We start from the raw sequence: 16,541 nt of genomic DNA on the forward strand, positions 1-16,541 counted from the left end.
ACGACGGATGGGCCAGGATGATCCGCAGCTCGGGGAAGTCCACGGCCACGTCGTCCACCAGCATGGGATTGCCGTACTTGAGCCGGATCCCGCCCCCGCCGGGGACGCCCGCGCCGATGCCCGTCTGCCCGGTGTGGAACAACGCCGGAACGCCCAGCTCCTCGATCGCCTCGTACAGCGGGTACGCCACGGGGTCGTTGGGGGCGATGCCCTGGATGCTCGGGTGGAACTTGAACCCGCGCACCCCGTACTCCTGCACCAGCCGCCGCGCCTCACGCACGCCCGCCCGGCCCTTCCAGGGATCGACACTGGCGAACGGAATCAGCACATCCGGGTGCTCCGCGCAGCTCTCCGCGACCTCTTCGTTCGAGATGCGCGGGTGCCCGGTGGCGTGCTCGGCGTCCACGGTGAACACCACCGCGGCCATCCTCCGCTCGCGGTAGTACGCGGCCATCTCCGCGATGGTCGGCTGCCGGTGCCCGTGGGCCTTGAAGTAGTCCTCCGAGGCGCCGAACAGCTCCGGGCTCAGCGAGCCGTGCCCGTCCTTGGAGATCTCCGCGTGCGTGTGCACGTCGATCGCGACCAGATCGGCCACGTTCATGACCGCCATCTCAGACCTCCTGAGCGTCCGACGCGGGGACCTTGGGCGCGGGGATGCCGTACGTCTCCGGCTCGGCGCCGACTCCCGACTGCCAGGAGGCGGCGATGGTCCCGGCCGTCCACCCGCCGTCGGCGAACGCGACAGCCTTTTCCCCGGGGTGCGACCACAGCGCGAGGCGGTCGCCGCCGATCCCGATCGCCTGGCCGGTCACACCCGCGGAGGCGTCCGAGGCGAGGAACACCACGAGCCCCGCCACGTCCTCGACCGTGCCCAGCCCCTCGTCCCTGCGCAACCAGCCCGGGAACGGCCGGCCGGTCCGCTCGGACTCCTCGATGATCGGTGCGAACACGGGAATGGTCTTGGTCATCTCGGTGGCCGCCACCGGGACGACCGCGTTCACCGTGATGTTCGCCCTGGCCAGCTCCATCGCCCAGGTCCTGGCCATCGCCACGATGCCGGCCTTGGCCGCCGCGTAGTTGGTCTGCCCGAAGTTCCCGCGCTGGCCCGCCGGCGAGGAGATCAGAATCAGCCGGCCACCGGTCCCCTGCTCACGCATCCGGATCGCCGCGGCCCGCGCACAGGTGAACGTGCCGCGCAGGTGCACATCGATCACCGCGTCGAAGTCGTCGTCCGACATCTTCCACAGCACCCGGTCGCGCAGGATGCCCGCGTTCGTGACCATCACATCCAGCCGGCCGAACTCCTTGACCGCGGTGGCCACCAGCCGGTCGGCCACTTCGGCGGATCCGACCGGGGCGACGACGCTCCGCGCCTCGCCGCCGTTACCGGTGATGGCCTCGACGACCTGCGCGGCCGCGTCGGCGTCCACATCGTTGACGATCACCGCCGCCCCGGCCGCGGCAAGCGCTTCGGCGTACGCGCGGCCGAGCCCGCGGCCCGCACCTGTGACAACGGCGACCTTGCCGGAAAGATCCATGGGATTCCCCCTGAGTTATGCGCGATTGCAGCGAAATATATGACAGCGATGTGACGATCGTCAAAGATATGCCCAACGTCTTCTGTGGGCGGGCGGGACCGGGCACGCGGCCGCAATCCGTGATGTTGTGAAGAGGCGGTCCGGTCGACGCCGGCCCGAATGGTGAAGCGGAGCCTGCCGGCCCGGCACCGCCGTGGGCGTAGGACGTACTTCGGGCTCGCCGAACAGGCGACGCGGGTGCTTCAGGACGGGCGTCGCCGCGGGTCGCCGGGCACAGAGGTCAGGCCAGGACGACGTTCTCCAGCCACTGACCGACGCGCTTGACCACCTCGTCGTCGAAGGTGCGGGCGTCGACGTTGTCGGCGTGAATCTCGATCACCGGGAACCCGGCCGCCTCCAGTGCCCTGGCGGTGAAGTAGCTGCCGCGAGGGTCGTCGGAGACCAGGTGGACCACCCCGTCGATGCCGTGCAAGCGGGCCTCCTTCACGTACCACTCGCTCGACCACGGCGGGGTGTAGAGCTGGTCGGTGAAGGCGGCGAAGCGCGCCGCCAGCGCCCTCATGGGGTCGTCGCCGTAGCGGACGTAACCGTCAGCGGCGATGGCCAGGTACATCGACCAGACGAACACCGCACCATACTCGTCCTGGAAGCGCTGGTAGAAGCCCATGTCGTACCAGAGGCCGCGGCCGATCCACATCAGCCGGGCCCGCTCGCCCGGGCACGCGGCTTGACCCGCGTCGACCCGGTCGCGCACCTCCTCATAGAAACGCTTGGCGATGTCCCTGGCCCACTCGGTGCCACGGTGCCATTGGGGAAGCATGACGCTGGGGATGCTGTCGACGACGCTGAGCGGGGCCGGCCGGGTGCGGGCGATGAGAGCGCGTGTCTTCCTGTTCCACTCCTCCTGCTCGTTGACCAGGGCCATCACCTCGCGGAAGCGGGACTCGCTGAATCGCCTGCCGGTGGTGGTCTCCAGGAATCTGACGAGGTTCTCCAGCTCCGCGGTCAGCAGGTCAAGTCTGGCCGGGCCGACGGCCTGCTCCCAGCGGTGCGGCATGAGCTCCCACCAATTGGCGGGGACCTCGTTCTCAGCGGCGCTTTCCAATGGGTAGAAGGTGACCCCGGGCTCGTGACCCCAGATGTCGAAGACCTTGCGGGTGACGTCGCCGGAGGCGTCGCCGACGACGATGTCCGGTCTGGGCAGGCCGCCCCACGGCCCGGCCTCCGGTTCCGGATCGAAGGCGGAGCCGAGGGTGACCGAGTTGTACTGCTCGGAGTAGTCGGGGTACCCGCGCTGCCGCACCAGCTCCAGGTAGTGTCCCGAGCGCTGCTTGGCGGCCACCAGGGACGCCCACCATTGGCTGACCGCGTACGGGATGTCCATCGTGCGGAAGATCTCGTGTGGGACGTCCGCGTTCAGCAGGGCGAACGGCTCGCCGGCGGCGACCCGCCGGCGCAGGTCGGCGAACCACTCGCGCTGGTGTCTGCCCGCCTCGGCCGCTGTGGCGAGGGATTTCACACTGCGCATGGATGTTCCTTCCGCAGGGCGGTCAGGTCGGCACGCCCGTAGTCCTGGCGCTCCAGCAGAAGGGCGGGGATGTCGAGCGCCGCGCGCTGCGCGGGGAAGTCCCAGGCCGGGGCCTCGTCGCCGGTCCTGGAATAGGCGAAGAAGAGCTCGGCCCGGCAGTGCCGTACGGCCCTCGCCGCGTGCGCGGCACGCTCGCTGACGGTGGCCCGGTGGGCGGTCGGACCGCTGTAGTGGTAGTGCTCGGCCAGCGCGTCCAGCCCGCCCGCGCCGACCGGCCCCTCCGGGGACGGGCCGCCGAAGGAGTGGTCCTCGCCGACGATCACGTAGCCCTCGGACTCGACGGCCTCGTACACGTGCGCCGTGTCGTGGTCGCTGCCGCTCAGGAAGACCCGCCGCCCGGCGTGTTCCTCGAGCCGTCCCGCCTCGGCCAGCAGCCGTTCCAGCAGCGCGATGTGCTCGTCCACGGACAGGGCCGCGTTGGCCACCGCGAGGAACTGCCGCCCCGTCAGGCGGGCGGGCACGGCCCTGCGCAGCTCGGCGGCGGCGGCCAGCAGACGGCGCCGCTCGTTGTGCGCCGCCACCGCCCCGGCAAGGTCGAGAGGACGGCCGGTCCAGGCCTCCAGCCTGGCCGCGAACTCGCCGATCCTGCGACGGTTGTAGCGGGCGGTCGTGCGGTGCGGCAGGTGCAGGATGTCCACGAGGTACACCTCGGGCAGTCCCGTGCCCGGCTCCACCCGGCGCAGCTCGCGCAGCGCGTAGAACAGCCGCAGGGACGCCTCGCAGTCATGCGAGACCACGATGCGATCCAGGTCGCCGAAGGACCCGGCGAGCAGCCGGGTGAGCACAGAGCGGGCCATCGGGTCCACCCCCCGGCCCAGGTATCGGTCTCCCAGCTGGGAGCCGGAGTCCGGGTCGCCCGTGAGGCGGAGCGCGCGGATCCCCGCGGCGGTCAGCAGTTCGACCGGCATGTCCGCCCCGACGTAGCCGACGACCGGCGTCCGGTTGACGGTCGGGCCCTTCGAGGAGGCCGGAGGTGCGCCGCGCCGGGCGTACGCCTCCTCCAGCGCGGCCAGCGCCGTGGACATGTCAGATCACCCCCTCCTCGGCCAGGGCCTTGAGTGCGTCGTCGGAGTAGCCGAGCAGGCCGCCGTAGATTTCGGCGTTGTGCTCGCCGAGGGCGGGCGCCGGCCGGTCGAGCCCCGCCTCGGAGGCGGAGAAGCGGATCGGCACGCCGGTCCCGTACAGGTCCCCGCGGCGACCGTGGCGCGGATGCTCCAGCGGCACGACCTCCTCGCGCTCCAGCACGAGCGGGTCGCGCACGGCGACGCCGGGCTCACGCACCTCGGCGGCGGGGACGCCGTGCCGGGTGAGCAGATCGAGGATCACGGCGAGCGGGCGGTCCCCCGCCCACGAGGCCACCAGTTCGTGCAGCTCGCCGGCGTTGGCCACACGCGCGTCCCTGGAGGCGAACCGCGGGTCTCCGGCCAGATCGTCGCGTCCCATCGCCGCGAACAGGCCGCGGGCGAACGCGTCGGTAGGGCCGCACAGCGCGAACCAGCCGTCCGCGGCGGGGAACGTGCCGAACGGCGCCAGCCTGGGCACGGTCGTCCCCGTGCGCATGGGCAGGCCCAGCTTCTCGTAGGCGTCGAACGGCTCGCACGCGACCAGCGAGGTCAGTGCCCCCAGCATGGACACGTCCACGTGCTGGCCCTGGCCGGTCGCGTCGGCCCGCAGGACCGCGGCGAGGGTGCCGATCACCGCGTACAGCGGCGCGACCAGGTCGCCCACCGGCAGCCCGAAGCGGACAGGCGGCTCGCCGGGCGCGCCCGCGGTCATCATCACGCCGCTGAGCGCCTGGATGATGGTGTCCATCGCCTTTCCCGAGCCGGGACCGCCCTGCGCGCCGAAGCCGCTGATCGACGTGCACACGATGCGCGGGTTGATCGCGCTCGCCCAGTCGTGGCCGATGCCGAGCCGCGTCATGACGCCGGCGCTGTAGTTGTCGATCATGATGTCCGCTTCCCTGACCAGACCGGCCAGGACGTCGCGGGCCTTGGGGTGCTTGAGGTTGAGCGTGACGCTCTGCTTGTTGCGGCCGCGCAGGAGCATCGACACGGACATGTCGTCGTCCCCGTGGCGGGCCAGCGTCAGCCCGTCCGCACCGGCGTAGGGGGCGTTGTTGCGGGAGGAGTCGCCGCCGGTCAGCGGATTCTCCACCTTGATCACACGGGCGCCGAGCCCGGCCAGCAGCAGGGTCGCGTACGGTCCGGACAGTGCGGTGGTCAGATCGATCACCGTGCGGCCGGCGAGCGGACGGTCAGCCACGCAGCACCACCTCGTCTCCCTCCCAGTGGAACTCCGTCTTCAGGCCCGCCTGTCGCGTGATGTGCTCGATGTACGACACGACCCGCCGCCCCTCCTCGTCGTCGCCGAGCGGCACCGGCCGGCCCGCGCCGTCGATCCAGCAGGGCACGATGCCCGCCGAGACCAGACCCGCCGAGCCCCGGCCGTCCCGGTCGAACCGGCAGACCGCGATCGCGGTGTTCCGGCTCTCGGGATGGAAGGGGTAGTACGGCATGTCCGGGTCGGGCGCGAAGCCGTACAGCTCGACTCTGCGGCGCGCCCATGCGGCCCGTTCGCCTTCGTCGCCCGTGGTGGGCGTCAACGCCCGGGTGACGGTCACGAAGTTGCCCAACCCGTGGTAGATCGGCCTGCCGCGGTACATCTCGACGCCTCGCATGATGTGGGCGTGGTGGGCGAACACGGCGTGCGCGCCGGCGTCGATGACGGCATGGGCCACGGGCCGCTCGTACATCGCCAGTGCGGCGGGTGTGTGCCCGACGCCCTTGTGCAGCGACACCAGCACGACGTCGACCTCGGCGGCCAGGGCCGCCACGTCCTCGGCCATCCGCTCGAGAGAGGCGGGGTCGGCGAAGGTGTAGACGGCGGGCGGCCCGCCGGGGCTGGCGTGGTCGAGTTCGTAGTGGGTCAGCACCTTGATGTACGCGCAGCCGGGCTTGCGGCTGGTCGCCCAGGACTCGCGGGGGCCGACGCAGTTGTAGCTGAGCACGCCGATCCGCAGCCCGTCGCGCTCCACGACGGCGGGGCGGCGGGCCTCGTCGAGGGTCAGACCGGCGCCCGTCGTGGTCAGCCCCGCCTCGGTCGCGTATTCGATCGTGTCGGCCACCCCCTGGTCGCCGACGTCGTAGACGTGGTTGCCCGCGAGCGTCACCACGTGGAAGCCGGCCTCGGCGACCGCGGACAGCGCGGCGGGATCGGCGGGCGGCGCGGGTACGTCGGTGCTGACCTGAGCGGTGGACGTGCTGTGGGGAACCTCGATGTGGCCGATGACCACATCGCCCCGGCCCAGCGTCTCCCGGGCCGGGGCGAAGAAGAACGCGGGGTCGGGCTCGTCGACGACGAGGTCGCCGACGGCCATTACCGTGAAGCTCAAGAGGTGGTCTCCTCCTCCAGGAGGCGTTCGTCGGGAATCTGCGCCGCGCGCCCGGAGTAGCGCGACAGGAAGGCACGCAGACGGGGCGAGGCGGGGTTGTCGAAGATCTCCTCGGGAGCGCCGGTCTCGACCACCCGGCCGTTCTCCATGAAGACGCACCGATCGGCCACCTCGCGGGCGAAGCTCATCTCGTGCGTCACGATGATCATGGTCATGCCGCCGCGGGCCAGGTCGAGCACGACGCTCAGCACCTCGTCCACCAGCTCGGGGTCCAGGGCGCTGGTGGGCTCGTCGAACAGCATGATCCGCGGGTTGGTGGCCAGGGCCCTCGCGATGGCGACGCGCTGCTGCTGGCCCCCCGACAGCATCCGGGGATGAGCGTCCGCCTTGTCGGCGAGCCCCACCCGCTCCAGCAGCCGCAGCGCCGCCTCGCGGGCCTCCTCCGGCCTCCGTCCGTGGACCAGCACCTGCGCCTCGATGACGTTGCGCAGCACGCTCCAGTGCGGGAACAGGTTGAACTGCTGGAAGACCATGCCCATGCGGCCGCGCTGGGCGGCCACCCGCCGGTCCGGCAGGGGGCGCAGGTGGCCCCGGTGGAACTCGTAGCCGAGCAGCTCCCCGTCGAGGTGCATGGCCCCGCCGTCGATGCTCTCCAACTGGTGGACGCAGCGGACCAGGGTGGACTTGCCCGACCCGGACGGGCCGATCACGGTGACGACCTCGCCCTCGTGCACGTCCAGGCTCACCCCGTCGAGCGCCACGTGGTCGCCGAACCGCTTGCGCACGTCGCGGACGCGCAGGACCGGCGTGTCGCTCACCGCTGCCCCTTTCCGAAGTGCCGCTCCAGGCGCCGCTGGCCGAAGGACAGGCTGATGACCACCACCAGGTACCAGGCGCAGGCCACGATCAGCAGCGGCACGATCTCGTAGGTCCTGTTGTAGATCACCTGCACCGAGTACAGCAGGTCGGCCATCGCGATCACGCTGACCAGGGAGGTGCCCTTGAGCAGGCTGATGAACTCGCTGCCGGCGGGCGGGACGATCACCCGCATCGCCTGCGGGAGCACGACCTTGACGAAGCTCTGCCGCGCCGTGAACCCCATCGCGCGGGCCGCGTCGCGCTGGCCGCCGTCCACGGCCAGGATGCCGGCCCTCACGATCTCGGCCATGTACGCGGCCTCGTGCAGGGTGAGCCCGATGACGGCCGCGGTCAGCGAGCTGATCACCGAGTTGGTCGGCCACGAGACGAACGTCGGGCCGAACGGGATGCCCAGCGGGATCCGCGGCAGCAGATAACCGAGGTTGAACCAGAAGATCAGCTGGACCAGGGGCGGGATGCTGCGGAAGACCGTGACGTAGACGCCGCAGGCCCAGGCCACCGGCCGGAAGCCGCTCAGCCTGCCCGCCGCGAGAAGCAGCCCGAGCACGCTGCCCAGCAGCATCACGATGACGGTGAGCAGCAGCGTCATGCCCAGACCGCGCAGGACGTTCGGGTCGAACAGGTATTTGCCGACCACCGGCCACTCGAACCCCGGGTTGGTGACGAGGAACCGGGCGAACTGCGCCACGAGCACGAGCAGCACGGCCCCGGCCACCCACCGCAGGGGGCGGATGCGCGGCCGGGCGGTGGCGACGTCCACGGCCTGTGGCGCCCCGGCCTGTGGCACCCCGGCCTGTGGTGCCACGCTCATCCCGTCGCCGCGGTGTTCATCTTGGGCTCCGGCACCGCCACCTTCTGGAGCCCGTACTTGTCCATGATCTTCGTGTACTCGCCATTCTTGAAGATCTCCTTGAACGCGTCGAGCATGACCGGGCCGAGACCGCTGGACTTGGGCACGAGCATCGCCAGCTGGTCGACGCCGGCGCCCTGCTCCTCGGTCTGCGTGACGTACGTGAAGGCGTCCTTCTCCTTGGAGAGCACGTCGAGCGCGGCGCTCTCGGTCATGCCGGCCGCGTCGGCGCGGCCGGACTTGGCGGCGAGGATGGTGCCGTTCGTGTCGGCGAAGCCGATGAACTCGAGCCCCGGCTTGCCCTGCTTGGCGCACCATTCGGTCAGGCGCTTGGCCTGGTCCTCCACGATGCTGCCGGCGGTGCCGGCGACGCGCTTGCCGCACAGGTCACCCGAGCTCTTGACGGCCGAGGAGCCGGCCTTGGGGATCAGGTAGGAGGTCCGGGTGACCATCCACACGAGCGCGTCGAACTGCTTCTCCCGCTCGGCGCTGTCCTTGACCGGGCCGTTGAAGGCGTCGTATCTGGAGGCGAGCATGCCGGACAGCGCGGCGGGCAGGCCACTGACGATCGAGATCTCGGTGCGGACCCCCAGCACCTTGCCGAGGGCGTCCTGCAACTCCTTGTCGATGCCCGTGACGGTCTTGCCGTCGTTGGCGACGATCCGATAGGGCGGGTGGGAATCCCCGGCAAATCGGATGACGCCCGCTTCCTTGATGCCATCGGGCAGGGCGTCGTACAAAGCCGTCGCACCGGCCGGCCGCTGCGCCTCACCGCCGTCTCCACCGCAGGCTGCGGCACTGGCGAGGGCCAAAGCCGCCGCACCCGCGAGGATGGTCCTGGGCAATCTCATGGTGGTCCTTCCACGACCAGCTAATGATGCAGTTAATTTGGCGGTCGTTGGGATAAGTGTCACACCTAGGGGTGCACACCTGTCAAGAGGCGGCTGTGCAGCGGAGACGTGCGGGGCGAGCAGGAACGCCGCCCCGTCACCGGCGGCGATCAGGTGAGCGCGAGGATGGAACTGGTCCGGTGGTGGGCGACCAGCTCGGCCAGTTCGGGCTCGAACTCCGCGACGATCTGCTTGACGCGGAACTCGGCGAGCGGCCCGAGGGTGTCGTAGATCTCCACGAAGAGGTCTCTGGCCGCGGCACGCGGCCAATCGGCGGGCAACAGCTCCGCCGGCAGGTCGGGGTCGTGGTTGGGGAACGTCCGCCAGGTGTCCATGATCCCCGTACGCGCCACCAGCGCCTCCGACGCGCCGACCACGCCCTTGCGGACGCGCTCCAGAAGAGGCGAGTACTGGGCCACGAACCCCTCATAGGTGCGCCGGAGCTGGTCGAAGTCCCACGCCTCCTGTGGGGCGCGCATGCCCGGGAGATCCAGCGCCTCTGCACGGAAGATCGTCGACATGGGGATCTCCAGCTCGGTGAGCACCGCCGCCGCGCTGTCGGCGTTCGCCGTCGGCGAGACCCACAGCCCGTCGTAGAGCGGGGCGAAGCCGAGCCAGCGCAGCCTCGCGCGCAGCGCGTGGCGCAGGTCGCGCTGTTCCTCGGAGATGGAGAACGCCGCCATCACCCATCTCCCGTCCCACGCACCCTGTTCCAGGCCGAAGGACATGATCCGCTGCCGCCCCTCCAGCATCACCGCGGCGGCCCGATCCGTCAGGCGATAGTAGGTGCGCCGCCCGATCTTGGACGACTCCAGCAGATCCCGCTTGGTCAGGCGGCTGAGCGCGGCCCGGGCCGCCACGGCGGAGACGCCGAACTCCTCGGTCAACCGCACCAGGGCCGCGGACGGCAGTTGCTCGGGCCGGCTGATCCAGTAGTCCCCGAGAAGCGTCGTGATCAGGTGCTGCGGGGGTGCGCCCACCTGGAAGCGCGGGAAATCGAGGTCCGCTGCCTCGGACCTTTCACCATCATTCACAGCAGGAGTATATTGACAACGCTTGAGCGTGCGCTCGTTATCAGAATGTCATGCTTCTTGGGCGACCTCCGCAGGGGCCGGAATCTACCCGACGTGCCGCGGCCGCCGAATCAGCCCGCGCGGTCGCCGCCGGCGAGGAGGTCCAGGCGGTCGCGGTCGGTCGTCTCGTCGAAGCTCGTGTGACGGCGAGTCGCCGGCGACTCCAGGGCGGACGCCTGCGCGAAGGTGTGGTGCGCGGCCAGCGCAGCCAGCTCCGGGTCGAACTCGGCGAGGATCTCGCGGAACCGCCGCTCCGCCGGCTCCCCGAGCGAGTCGTAGATCCGCACGCACAGCCGCCGAGCCTCCTCACGCGGCCAGCCTGCCGGTAACAGCTCGGCGGGGAGGTCGGGGTCGAGCGTGGGGAACACCCGCCAGTCGGTCATGATCGCGGTTCGCAGTCGCAGCGCCTCGCTGGGGCACGGGCTGGACATCGCCAGCCGCTCGGCCACCGGCCGGTGGGCATCGATGAACCGCAGGTAGCGCTCGCGCAGCGCGGCGACGTCGAAGGCGCGGTCCAGCACCGGGTCCAGGTCGTCGTCGGCGACCTTGCGGGCCCGGAACACGACCGCCCCGCGCACGCCCAGCCTTCGCACGAGTTCGACGACGTCGTCCGTCTTGTCGTGCGGGGACACCCACACCGCGTCGAAGATCATGCCGAAGTGCAGCAGGCGCAGCCCGTCGCGCAGCGCGCGCCGGGTGTCCCGCTGGTCTTCGGGCACCGAGAACGTGACAACCGTCCACTGCCCGTCCCAGCACGGTGTGGTGGCGCCGAACGTCAGCAGCCGGCGCATGTGCGCCACGATCACGTCGGACGCCCGGGGCGGCAGCCCGTACGCGGTGGTGCGGCCGTTGCGGGAGCTGGACAGCAGCCCTCGTGAGGCGACCCGCCGCAGGGCGGCGCGGGCGCTGGTCTCGGTGATGCCGAACTCCTCAAGCAGCCGGACCAGCGCCGCCGACGGGATGTGCTCCTGCCGCCAGAACCAGTAATCGCCGAGCAGCGTGGTCAGCAGCCGCTGCGGTTCGGCCCCTTGCCGAGCCCTGGGCAGGGAGCCGGGTTCCGGCGACGCGGTCACCCGGCGTCCCTCCATCGTCAGACTCCTCAGCCGGTGTAGGTGCCCCAGCCGGCCACCTCCCGAATACGGGCGCGCTTACCGGGCTCGACCTGCGTGAATTTTACGTCACCGGGCTCCGCGTCCGGGCCCTTCCCGGCGATCCCGGCCGCGGTCCGGCGGTGCCGGGACGACGATCGCGCGGGATGTCTCCTCACTCTTCACCGCCGGGGACATGGGGGCGCAGGAAACGGCCGGGGGTGTAGTGAACGAACTCCGCGGTGCCCAGGTCCGGGTCCTCGGCGGCCAGGCGTGCGGCCAGCTTGTCGAGCTGGTGGGCGTCGACGTCCGTCCAGCGGCCGGTGGTGACCCGGTTCCTCAAGGTCTGCACCGCGGCGACGAACTCGGCTCCGGTGTAGCGGCAGTGGCCGGGCCGATCGACGAACGCCTGGCGCAGCATCGCCTGGTTCCCGGCGCGCCGCACCACATCGGAGTAGGCGCGGGCCTGAGTGACGGTGGGATAGTTGTCGCCGCGCTCATGCATCGTCAGGACGGGGACGCCGAGCGCGCCGCGCGGGGTGAAGTAGTTCTCCATATAGGTGACGGCGCCGGGGTCGGCGGAGACGCGCGGCGCCGCCGCCAGGGCCGCGAGGTCGGCGTCGAGGTCCAGTCCCGCGCTGTCGTAGAGGGCGCGCACCTGCTTCATACGCCCGGACTCCTGCAGTTCCCGGCGGTAGTCCACGCTCGTGTTCCAGGAGAAGTTCCCACCTGCCCGCTGTTCCAGCGGATAGCGGGGAGAGAAGACGGTCGCCATGAACGCCGCGTACTCCTGGGCCTCCTGCGCCGCCCAGTCGCGCGCCGCGGGTTCGGGGGTGCCGGTCACCGACCAGGTGGAGACCTGGGCGAAGGACGCGGCCAGGGCGATGCGGGCCCGGCCGTCCGGAGTCTGCTGGGCGGCCTCCAGGACGGCGCGGGCGGCCGCGGCGCTTCGCGTTTCCTCGTCGGCCGAGGCCAGCCGGACGAGCTTCACCGCGTCGTCGCCGGGGGCGAGCAGCGTCTTGAACGCGAAGGCCGCGTCGAGCGACTGGTTGAGCATCGCCACCGGCCCGGCCACCGAGGCGCAGTACGGCAGCGCGCCGTCGATCAGGTCCGGCCGGCGTTCGGCCAGACCGGCCGCGATGGCGCCGCCCATCGAACCGCCCCAGGCCAGGGTGGTCGTAGGCTTCCCCGCGACCGCGGCGAACTGGGCGAGCGTGTCGGCGGAGGCCCGCAGCGTCTCCTCGACGGCCCAGCCGCTCCCATAGGGCCGCGTGCCGGCCAGCGCGTACCCGTGGGCCAGCAGCCAGCTCTGCGCGGCGGTGTTGCCGCCGAGGTCGGCCGGCAGGTGCTGCGGGCCTGCGCCCTGGCCGTAGCCCGGGCTGAACGTCAGCACGGTGCCGTTCCAGTTCCGCGGCACCTCGATCGCGTAGGTGGCGCCGCTCGGGTGGACGCCGGTGACGCTGACGGGACCGGCCTGGCCGGACGCCGCCGAGGCGTGCGGCAGTCCGGCGGCCGGCGGGATGGCGAGTGCGAGAGCCGTGGCCGTGAGCGCCGTCACGGTACGGGTCGCCCGATTGATCACTGAACGGGGATTGATGTCCGCCTCCATGAGTGGGAAGCTGCTGCGATGCGATATGCGCAACAGTTCGTTGAACGGTCGTCCTAATTCCGCCGCTAATCATGTTCGGCAGAAATCTTACGGTCGTCACAGAACTGTTGACAATGGTCTTGGGCCTGCTTACTTTGGCCCGACCACCTGCATGTGAGGAGCCTCGATGTTCCGAAAGTCAGCTCTGGGCGTCGTCGCGGCGGGTGCCGCGATCGCGCTCCTGTCCGCCTGTGGTGCCGGCCCCGGTAGTACCCGCAGCGCATCCGCCGACGGTGGCCGGCCCGACGAGCTGGTCTTCGCCGCCATCCCGTCGGAGCAGAGCGACAACCTCGAGGCGTCGTTCGCCCCGATCGTCTCCGCGCTGCAGAAGGACCTCGGCGTCCCGGTGCGGTTCCAGGCCGTCACCAGCAACGCCGCCGTCGTGGAGGCGCAGGTCGCCAAGCGGGTGGACGTCGCCGTCTACGGGGCCTTCAGCTACTACCTGGCCCGTAGCCGCGCCGACGTCGAGCCCGTCGCCGTCCCGCTGGCCGCCCCTGGCGGCGACCCCGGCGCCTACGCCTACGGGGTGACCCGCGGCGACGACAAGTCGATCGCCTCGCTCAAGGATGTCGCCGGCAAGGACGTCTGCTTCACCGACCCCGGCTCCACCACCGGCTACCTGCAGCCCCTCGCCTCGCTGCGGGAAGCCGGCGTCGATGTGGACAAGGACGTCAAGACGGTGTTCACCCACGGGCACGACACGGCGGTCGCCTCGCTGCTGGCCGGTGACTGCGACATCGCCTTCGTCGGCGACGTGTTCATCGACCAGCTGCTGCCCGCCCGCGGTCAGCTCAAGCCGGGACAGGTCACCAAGGTGTGGACCTCGCCGCTCATCCCCGGGCCGCCGATCGTGGTCGGCAAGTGGCTTCCGCAGGACATGCGCGACAAGATCGCCAAGACGGTGACCGGCCTGACCGCCACCGGCGCCGCCTCCGCCGGGCTGTGCAAGGGCAGCGAGATCAAGGGCCCGAAGAATTGGGGCCAATACGCCGACGCCGAGGCCTGCACCCTCGGCGCCTCCACCGCCTGGACGTTCGTCAAGGCCACCGACGCCACCTACCAGCCGATCGCGCGCATCTGCGAGATCACCAAGGCCGAGGTCTGCACGTCCGGTGGCTGAGGAACCCGCCGTGATCGGCGACCCCGTGCTGCGGCTGTCGGAGGTCGGCAAGGGCTTCCACGGCACCACCGTGCTCGACGGTGTCTCACTGGACGTCCCGCAGGGGCAGTTCGTCGCCTTGGTCGGCCCCTCAGGGGCCGGCAAGTCCACGCTGCTGCGGCTGGTCAACGGCATGCACCTGCCGGACAGCGGCACCGTACGCACCCTGGGCGAGAACCCGGCCTCCTGTTCGCGGAGCCGGCTGCGCGCCCTGCGCGCCAGGGTCGGGTTCGTCTTCCAGCAGTTCGGTCTCGTCGGGCGGCTGTCCGCGCTGGAGAACGTGCTGATGGGGTCGCTGGCCACCCTGCGGCTGCCGAGGTATGGGGTGATGAGCTACCCACGGGCGCTGCGGATCCGCGCCGTGGAGCACCTGGATCGGGTCGGGCTGGCGGACCGGCGGTTCCAGCGCTGCGACACGCTCTCCGGCGGGCAGCAGCAGCGGGTCGCGGTGGCCCGGACCCTGCTGCAGAGCCCCGAGCTGATCCTCGCCGACGAACCGGTCGCCTCGCTGGACCCGGCGGCGAGCGTGCTGGTGCTTGAGACCCTCAAACGGATCAGCGCCGAGGACGGCATCTCCGTGGTGTGCAGCCTGCATCAGATCGAGCTCGCGCTCGCCACCGCCGACCGGGTCGTGGCGCTGCGCGGCGGCCGGCTGGTGCTGGACGAGCCGGCCGCCGGCCTCACCGCCGAGCGACTGCGGGAGATCTACGACACGGCGGGGGCCCGCGATGGTTAGCACCACCCCCGCCACGCACGCCCCGGCCGCGGCGGACCCGGGCCCGCTGCGGCCGCCGTGGAGCGCCCGCGCCCTCATCGCGGCGGGGCTGCTCGTCGCGGCCGTGGCCGTCACCTGGCTGACGTTCTGGTGGATCGGCCTGTCCCCCGCCTCGCTGGCCGCCGGGTTGGACGACACCGCGCGACTGCTGCGCCGGATGTGGCCGCCGGACCTGCCCGGCGCCGGCGACGTCGCCTGGATGATCGCCGAGACGCTGCTCATCGCGGTGGCGGGCACCGGCCTGGCGGCGCTGGTCTCGGTGCCGCTGGCCTTCACGGCCGCGCGCGACCACCGCGGCCCCCGCTGGCTGCGGCCGGCCGCCCGGGTGGTCGTCGTGCTGACCCGGGCCGTGCCGACCCTGGCCTTCGCGATCCTGTTCGTGCGGATCTTCGGCCTGGGCCCGCTGGCCGGCGCGCTCGCCGTCGCCGTGCACTCGGTGGGCATGATCGCCAAGCTGCTGACCGACGCCGTCGAGGAGGCCGACCCCGTCCCCGCCGAGGCGGCCCGCGCGTGCGGGGCCGGCGAGGTGCAGGTGGCCGTCTCCACCGTGCTGCCCCGCGTGTTCCCGGCGCTGACCGGCATCGTGCTCTACCGCCTCGACATCAACATCCGGGCGTCGGCCGTGCTCGGCGTCGTCGGGGCCGGCGGCATCGGCGTGGCGCTGCAGACCGCGCTGGGCAGCCTCAACTACCACCGGGCGGCGGGAATCATCTGCGTGATCGTCGTCCTGGTGCTGCTGCTGGAGCTGCTGTCGGTGGCGGTCCGCCACCGCACGGTCCGCCACCGCAGGGTCCGCCACTCGAGGGCCGGCCGGTCCGCCGGGGACACGACGGGCACGCCCGCGCTGCCCGCCGGGCGCGCGCCGCACGACGTCGGCTGGGACCGCGGCCGGGTGCTGCGGGTGGCCGGCGCGGTCGCGACCGGAGTGGTCTTCCTGGTGTCGCTGTGGTCCCTGAACCCCGACCCGGGCCGGCTTTCGGGCGCCTGGCCGAACCTGCGCGCCGTACTCACCGGCATGTGGCCGCCCGCGTTCTCCGGCGACCTGCTCATGGCGGTGCTGGAGAGCCTGCTCATGGCGCTGGGCGCCGCCGCGGCGGGCGCCGCCTGCGGGCTGGTGCTGGCCCTGCTCACCGCCGTCAACACCACCCCCTGGCGGCCGCTGTCCGCGGTGGTCCGGGTGCTGCTCGTCGTGGTCCGGGGCATCCCCGACCTGGTGTACGCGCTGCTGTTCGTGGCCGCGCTGGGGCTCGGTCCGTTCGCCGGTTTCCTGGCGCTGTGGATCTCCTCCACCGCGCTTGCGGCCAAGTTCTTCGCCGACTCCCTGGAGCAGCTCGACCCGCTGCCGCACGAGGCGCTGACCTCGGTCGGCGCCCGCCGATGGCAGGCGTTCGCCGCCGGGATCTGGCCGCAGTTCGTGCCGTCGTTCACCGGCAACGGCCTGTTCGTGGCCGACCTGGCGCTGCGCGAGTCGGTCGTGCTCGGCATCGCCGGCGCGGGCGGCGTCGGCTACCTGATGCAGGAGTCGATCGCCACGCTGCGTTACGACACCACCGCCGCGATCGTCATCGCGATCGCCGTCGTCGTGTACGCCATCGAGACGCTCGCCCGGGTCGCACGCAGGCACCTGCTGTGAGCGGCGGGCTCATGACCGGAAGGGAA

At 71.5% G+C, this 16,541-nt stretch carries 15 protein-coding genes; 3 read left to right on the top strand and 12 right to left on the bottom strand.

The window, feature by feature from the left end:
- The 12 genes from FH610_RS38730 to FH610_RS38790 form a co-directional block, all read right to left on the bottom strand.
- Positions 1–610, bottom strand: a 610-nt coding sequence (locus FH610_RS38730) for an amidohydrolase family protein (RefSeq protein WP_139580216.1), incomplete at its 3' end; no start/stop codon positions are given.
- A gap of 1 nt (position 611) precedes the next feature.
- Positions 612–1,538: an SDR family oxidoreductase gene (locus tag FH610_RS38735; RefSeq protein WP_139580217.1), complete on the bottom strand. Its 927-nt coding sequence runs from the start codon at positions 1,536–1,538 to the stop codon at positions 612–614.
- A gap of 280 nt (positions 1,539–1,818) precedes the next feature.
- Complete coding sequence (locus FH610_RS38745) at positions 1,819–3,066, bottom strand: 2-hydroxyacyl-CoA dehydratase family protein (RefSeq protein WP_167538823.1); 1,248 nt, start codon at positions 3,064–3,066, stop codon at positions 1,819–1,821.
- Positions 3,054–4,151 carry a 2-hydroxyacyl-CoA dehydratase family protein gene (locus tag FH610_RS38750; RefSeq protein WP_139580218.1) on the bottom strand — a complete coding sequence of 366 codons (1,098 nt, stop codon included), beginning with the start codon at positions 4,149–4,151 and terminating at the stop codon, positions 3,054–3,056. The genes FH610_RS38745 and FH610_RS38750 overlap by 13 nt, the downstream gene beginning before the upstream one ends.
- A 1-nt stretch (position 4,152) precedes the next feature.
- Positions 4,153–5,391 carry a CaiB/BaiF CoA transferase family protein gene (locus FH610_RS38755; protein WP_139580219.1) on the bottom strand — a complete coding sequence of 413 codons (1,239 nt, stop codon included), beginning with the start codon at positions 5,389–5,391 and terminating at the stop codon, positions 4,153–4,155.
- Positions 5,384–6,520: a CapA family protein gene (locus FH610_RS38760; protein ID WP_240809448.1), complete on the bottom strand. Its 1,137-nt coding sequence runs from the start codon at positions 6,518–6,520 to the stop codon at positions 5,384–5,386. Before FH610_RS38760 ends, FH610_RS38755 begins: the two co-directional genes overlap by 8 nt.
- Positions 6,517–7,338 (bottom strand): amino acid ABC transporter ATP-binding protein, encoded by an 822-nt coding sequence (locus FH610_RS38765; protein WP_139580220.1) that lies wholly within the window; start codon positions 7,336–7,338, stop codon positions 6,517–6,519. The genes FH610_RS38760 and FH610_RS38765 overlap by 4 nt, the downstream gene beginning before the upstream one ends.
- On the bottom strand, positions 7,335–8,210 hold the full coding sequence (locus tag FH610_RS38770) for an amino acid ABC transporter permease (RefSeq protein WP_139580221.1): 876 nt from the start codon (positions 8,208–8,210) through the stop codon (positions 7,335–7,337). Before FH610_RS38770 ends, FH610_RS38765 begins: the two co-directional genes overlap by 4 nt.
- Positions 8,207–9,100 (bottom strand): transporter substrate-binding domain-containing protein, encoded by an 894-nt coding sequence (locus FH610_RS38775; protein WP_240809449.1) that lies wholly within the window; start codon positions 9,098–9,100, stop codon positions 8,207–8,209. The genes FH610_RS38770 and FH610_RS38775 overlap by 4 nt, the downstream gene beginning before the upstream one ends.
- Positions 9,101–9,249: 149 nt before the next feature.
- The gene (locus FH610_RS38780; protein ID WP_240809450.1) at positions 9,250–10,173 is read right to left on the bottom strand and encodes a PaaX family transcriptional regulator; all 924 of its coding nucleotides are present in this window, start codon (positions 10,171–10,173) and stop codon (positions 9,250–9,252) included.
- Between the two features lie 110 nt (positions 10,174–10,283).
- A complete protein-coding gene (locus tag FH610_RS38785; protein ID WP_139580222.1) occupies positions 10,284–11,300 on the bottom strand; it encodes a PaaX family transcriptional regulator in 1,017 nt (338 codons plus the stop codon).
- A gap of 175 nt (positions 11,301–11,475) precedes the next feature.
- Positions 11,476–12,909, bottom strand: a complete 1,434-nt coding sequence (locus tag FH610_RS38790) for an alpha/beta fold hydrolase (protein ID WP_139580223.1) — start codon at positions 12,907–12,909, stop codon at positions 11,476–11,478.
- A 166-nt stretch (positions 12,910–13,075) separates the two neighbouring features.
- Between FH610_RS38790 and FH610_RS38795 the strand changes: the two genes are divergently transcribed.
- From FH610_RS38795 to phnE, 3 genes are read left to right on the top strand one after another with little or no spacing between them, the layout of a single operon-like run.
- On the top strand, positions 13,076–14,068 hold the full coding sequence (locus tag FH610_RS38795) for a phosphate/phosphite/phosphonate ABC transporter substrate-binding protein (RefSeq protein ID WP_139580224.1): 993 nt from the start codon (positions 13,076–13,078) through the stop codon (positions 14,066–14,068).
- Positions 14,061–14,843, top strand: coding sequence for a phosphonate ABC transporter ATP-binding protein (locus FH610_RS38800; protein ID WP_139580225.1), 783 nt, complete (start codon positions 14,061–14,063; stop codon positions 14,841–14,843). The genes FH610_RS38795 and FH610_RS38800 overlap by 8 nt, the downstream gene beginning before the upstream one ends.
- The gene (phnE, locus tag FH610_RS38805; RefSeq protein WP_139580226.1) at positions 14,836–16,515 is read left to right on the top strand and encodes a phosphonate ABC transporter, permease protein PhnE; all 1,680 of its coding nucleotides are present in this window, start codon (positions 14,836–14,838) and stop codon (positions 16,513–16,515) included. Before FH610_RS38800 ends, phnE begins: the two co-directional genes overlap by 8 nt.
- The last annotated feature ends 26 nt before the right edge of the window (positions 16,516–16,541 follow it).

Source organism: Microbispora catharanthi (assembly GCF_006334915.2).
GTDB lineage: Bacteria > Actinomycetota > Actinomycetes > Streptosporangiales > Streptosporangiaceae > Microbispora > Microbispora catharanthi.

Bases quoted from the DNA above. Each gene is read 5' to 3' on its own strand.
- FH610_RS38795 (WP_139580224.1), top strand. From the start codon at position 13,076: ATGTTCCGAAAGTCAGCTCTGGGCGTCGTCGCGGCGGGTGCCGCGATC.
- FH610_RS38770 (WP_139580221.1), bottom strand. From the start codon at position 8,210: ATGAGCGTGGCACCACAGGCCGGGGTGCCACAGGCCGGGGCGCCACAG.
- FH610_RS38745 (WP_167538823.1), bottom strand. From the start codon at position 3,066: ATGCGCAGTGTGAAATCCCTCGCCACAGCGGCCGAGGCGGGCAGACAC.
- FH610_RS38775 (WP_240809449.1), bottom strand. From the start codon at position 9,100: ATGAGATTGCCCAGGACCATCCTCGCGGGTGCGGCGGCTTTGGCCCTC.
- FH610_RS38785 (WP_139580222.1), bottom strand. From the start codon at position 11,300: ATGGAGGGACGCCGGGTGACCGCGTCGCCGGAACCCGGCTCCCTGCCC.
- FH610_RS38735 (WP_139580217.1), bottom strand. From the start codon at position 1,538: ATGGATCTTTCCGGCAAGGTCGCCGTTGTCACAGGTGCGGGCCGCGGG.
- FH610_RS38750 (WP_139580218.1), bottom strand. From the start codon at position 4,151: ATGTCCACGGCGCTGGCCGCGCTGGAGGAGGCGTACGCCCGGCGCGGC.
- FH610_RS38790 (WP_139580223.1), bottom strand. From the start codon at position 12,909: ATGGAGGCGGACATCAATCCCCGTTCAGTGATCAATCGGGCGACCCGT.
- phnE (WP_139580226.1), top strand. From the start codon at position 14,836: ATGGTTAGCACCACCCCCGCCACGCACGCCCCGGCCGCGGCGGACCCG.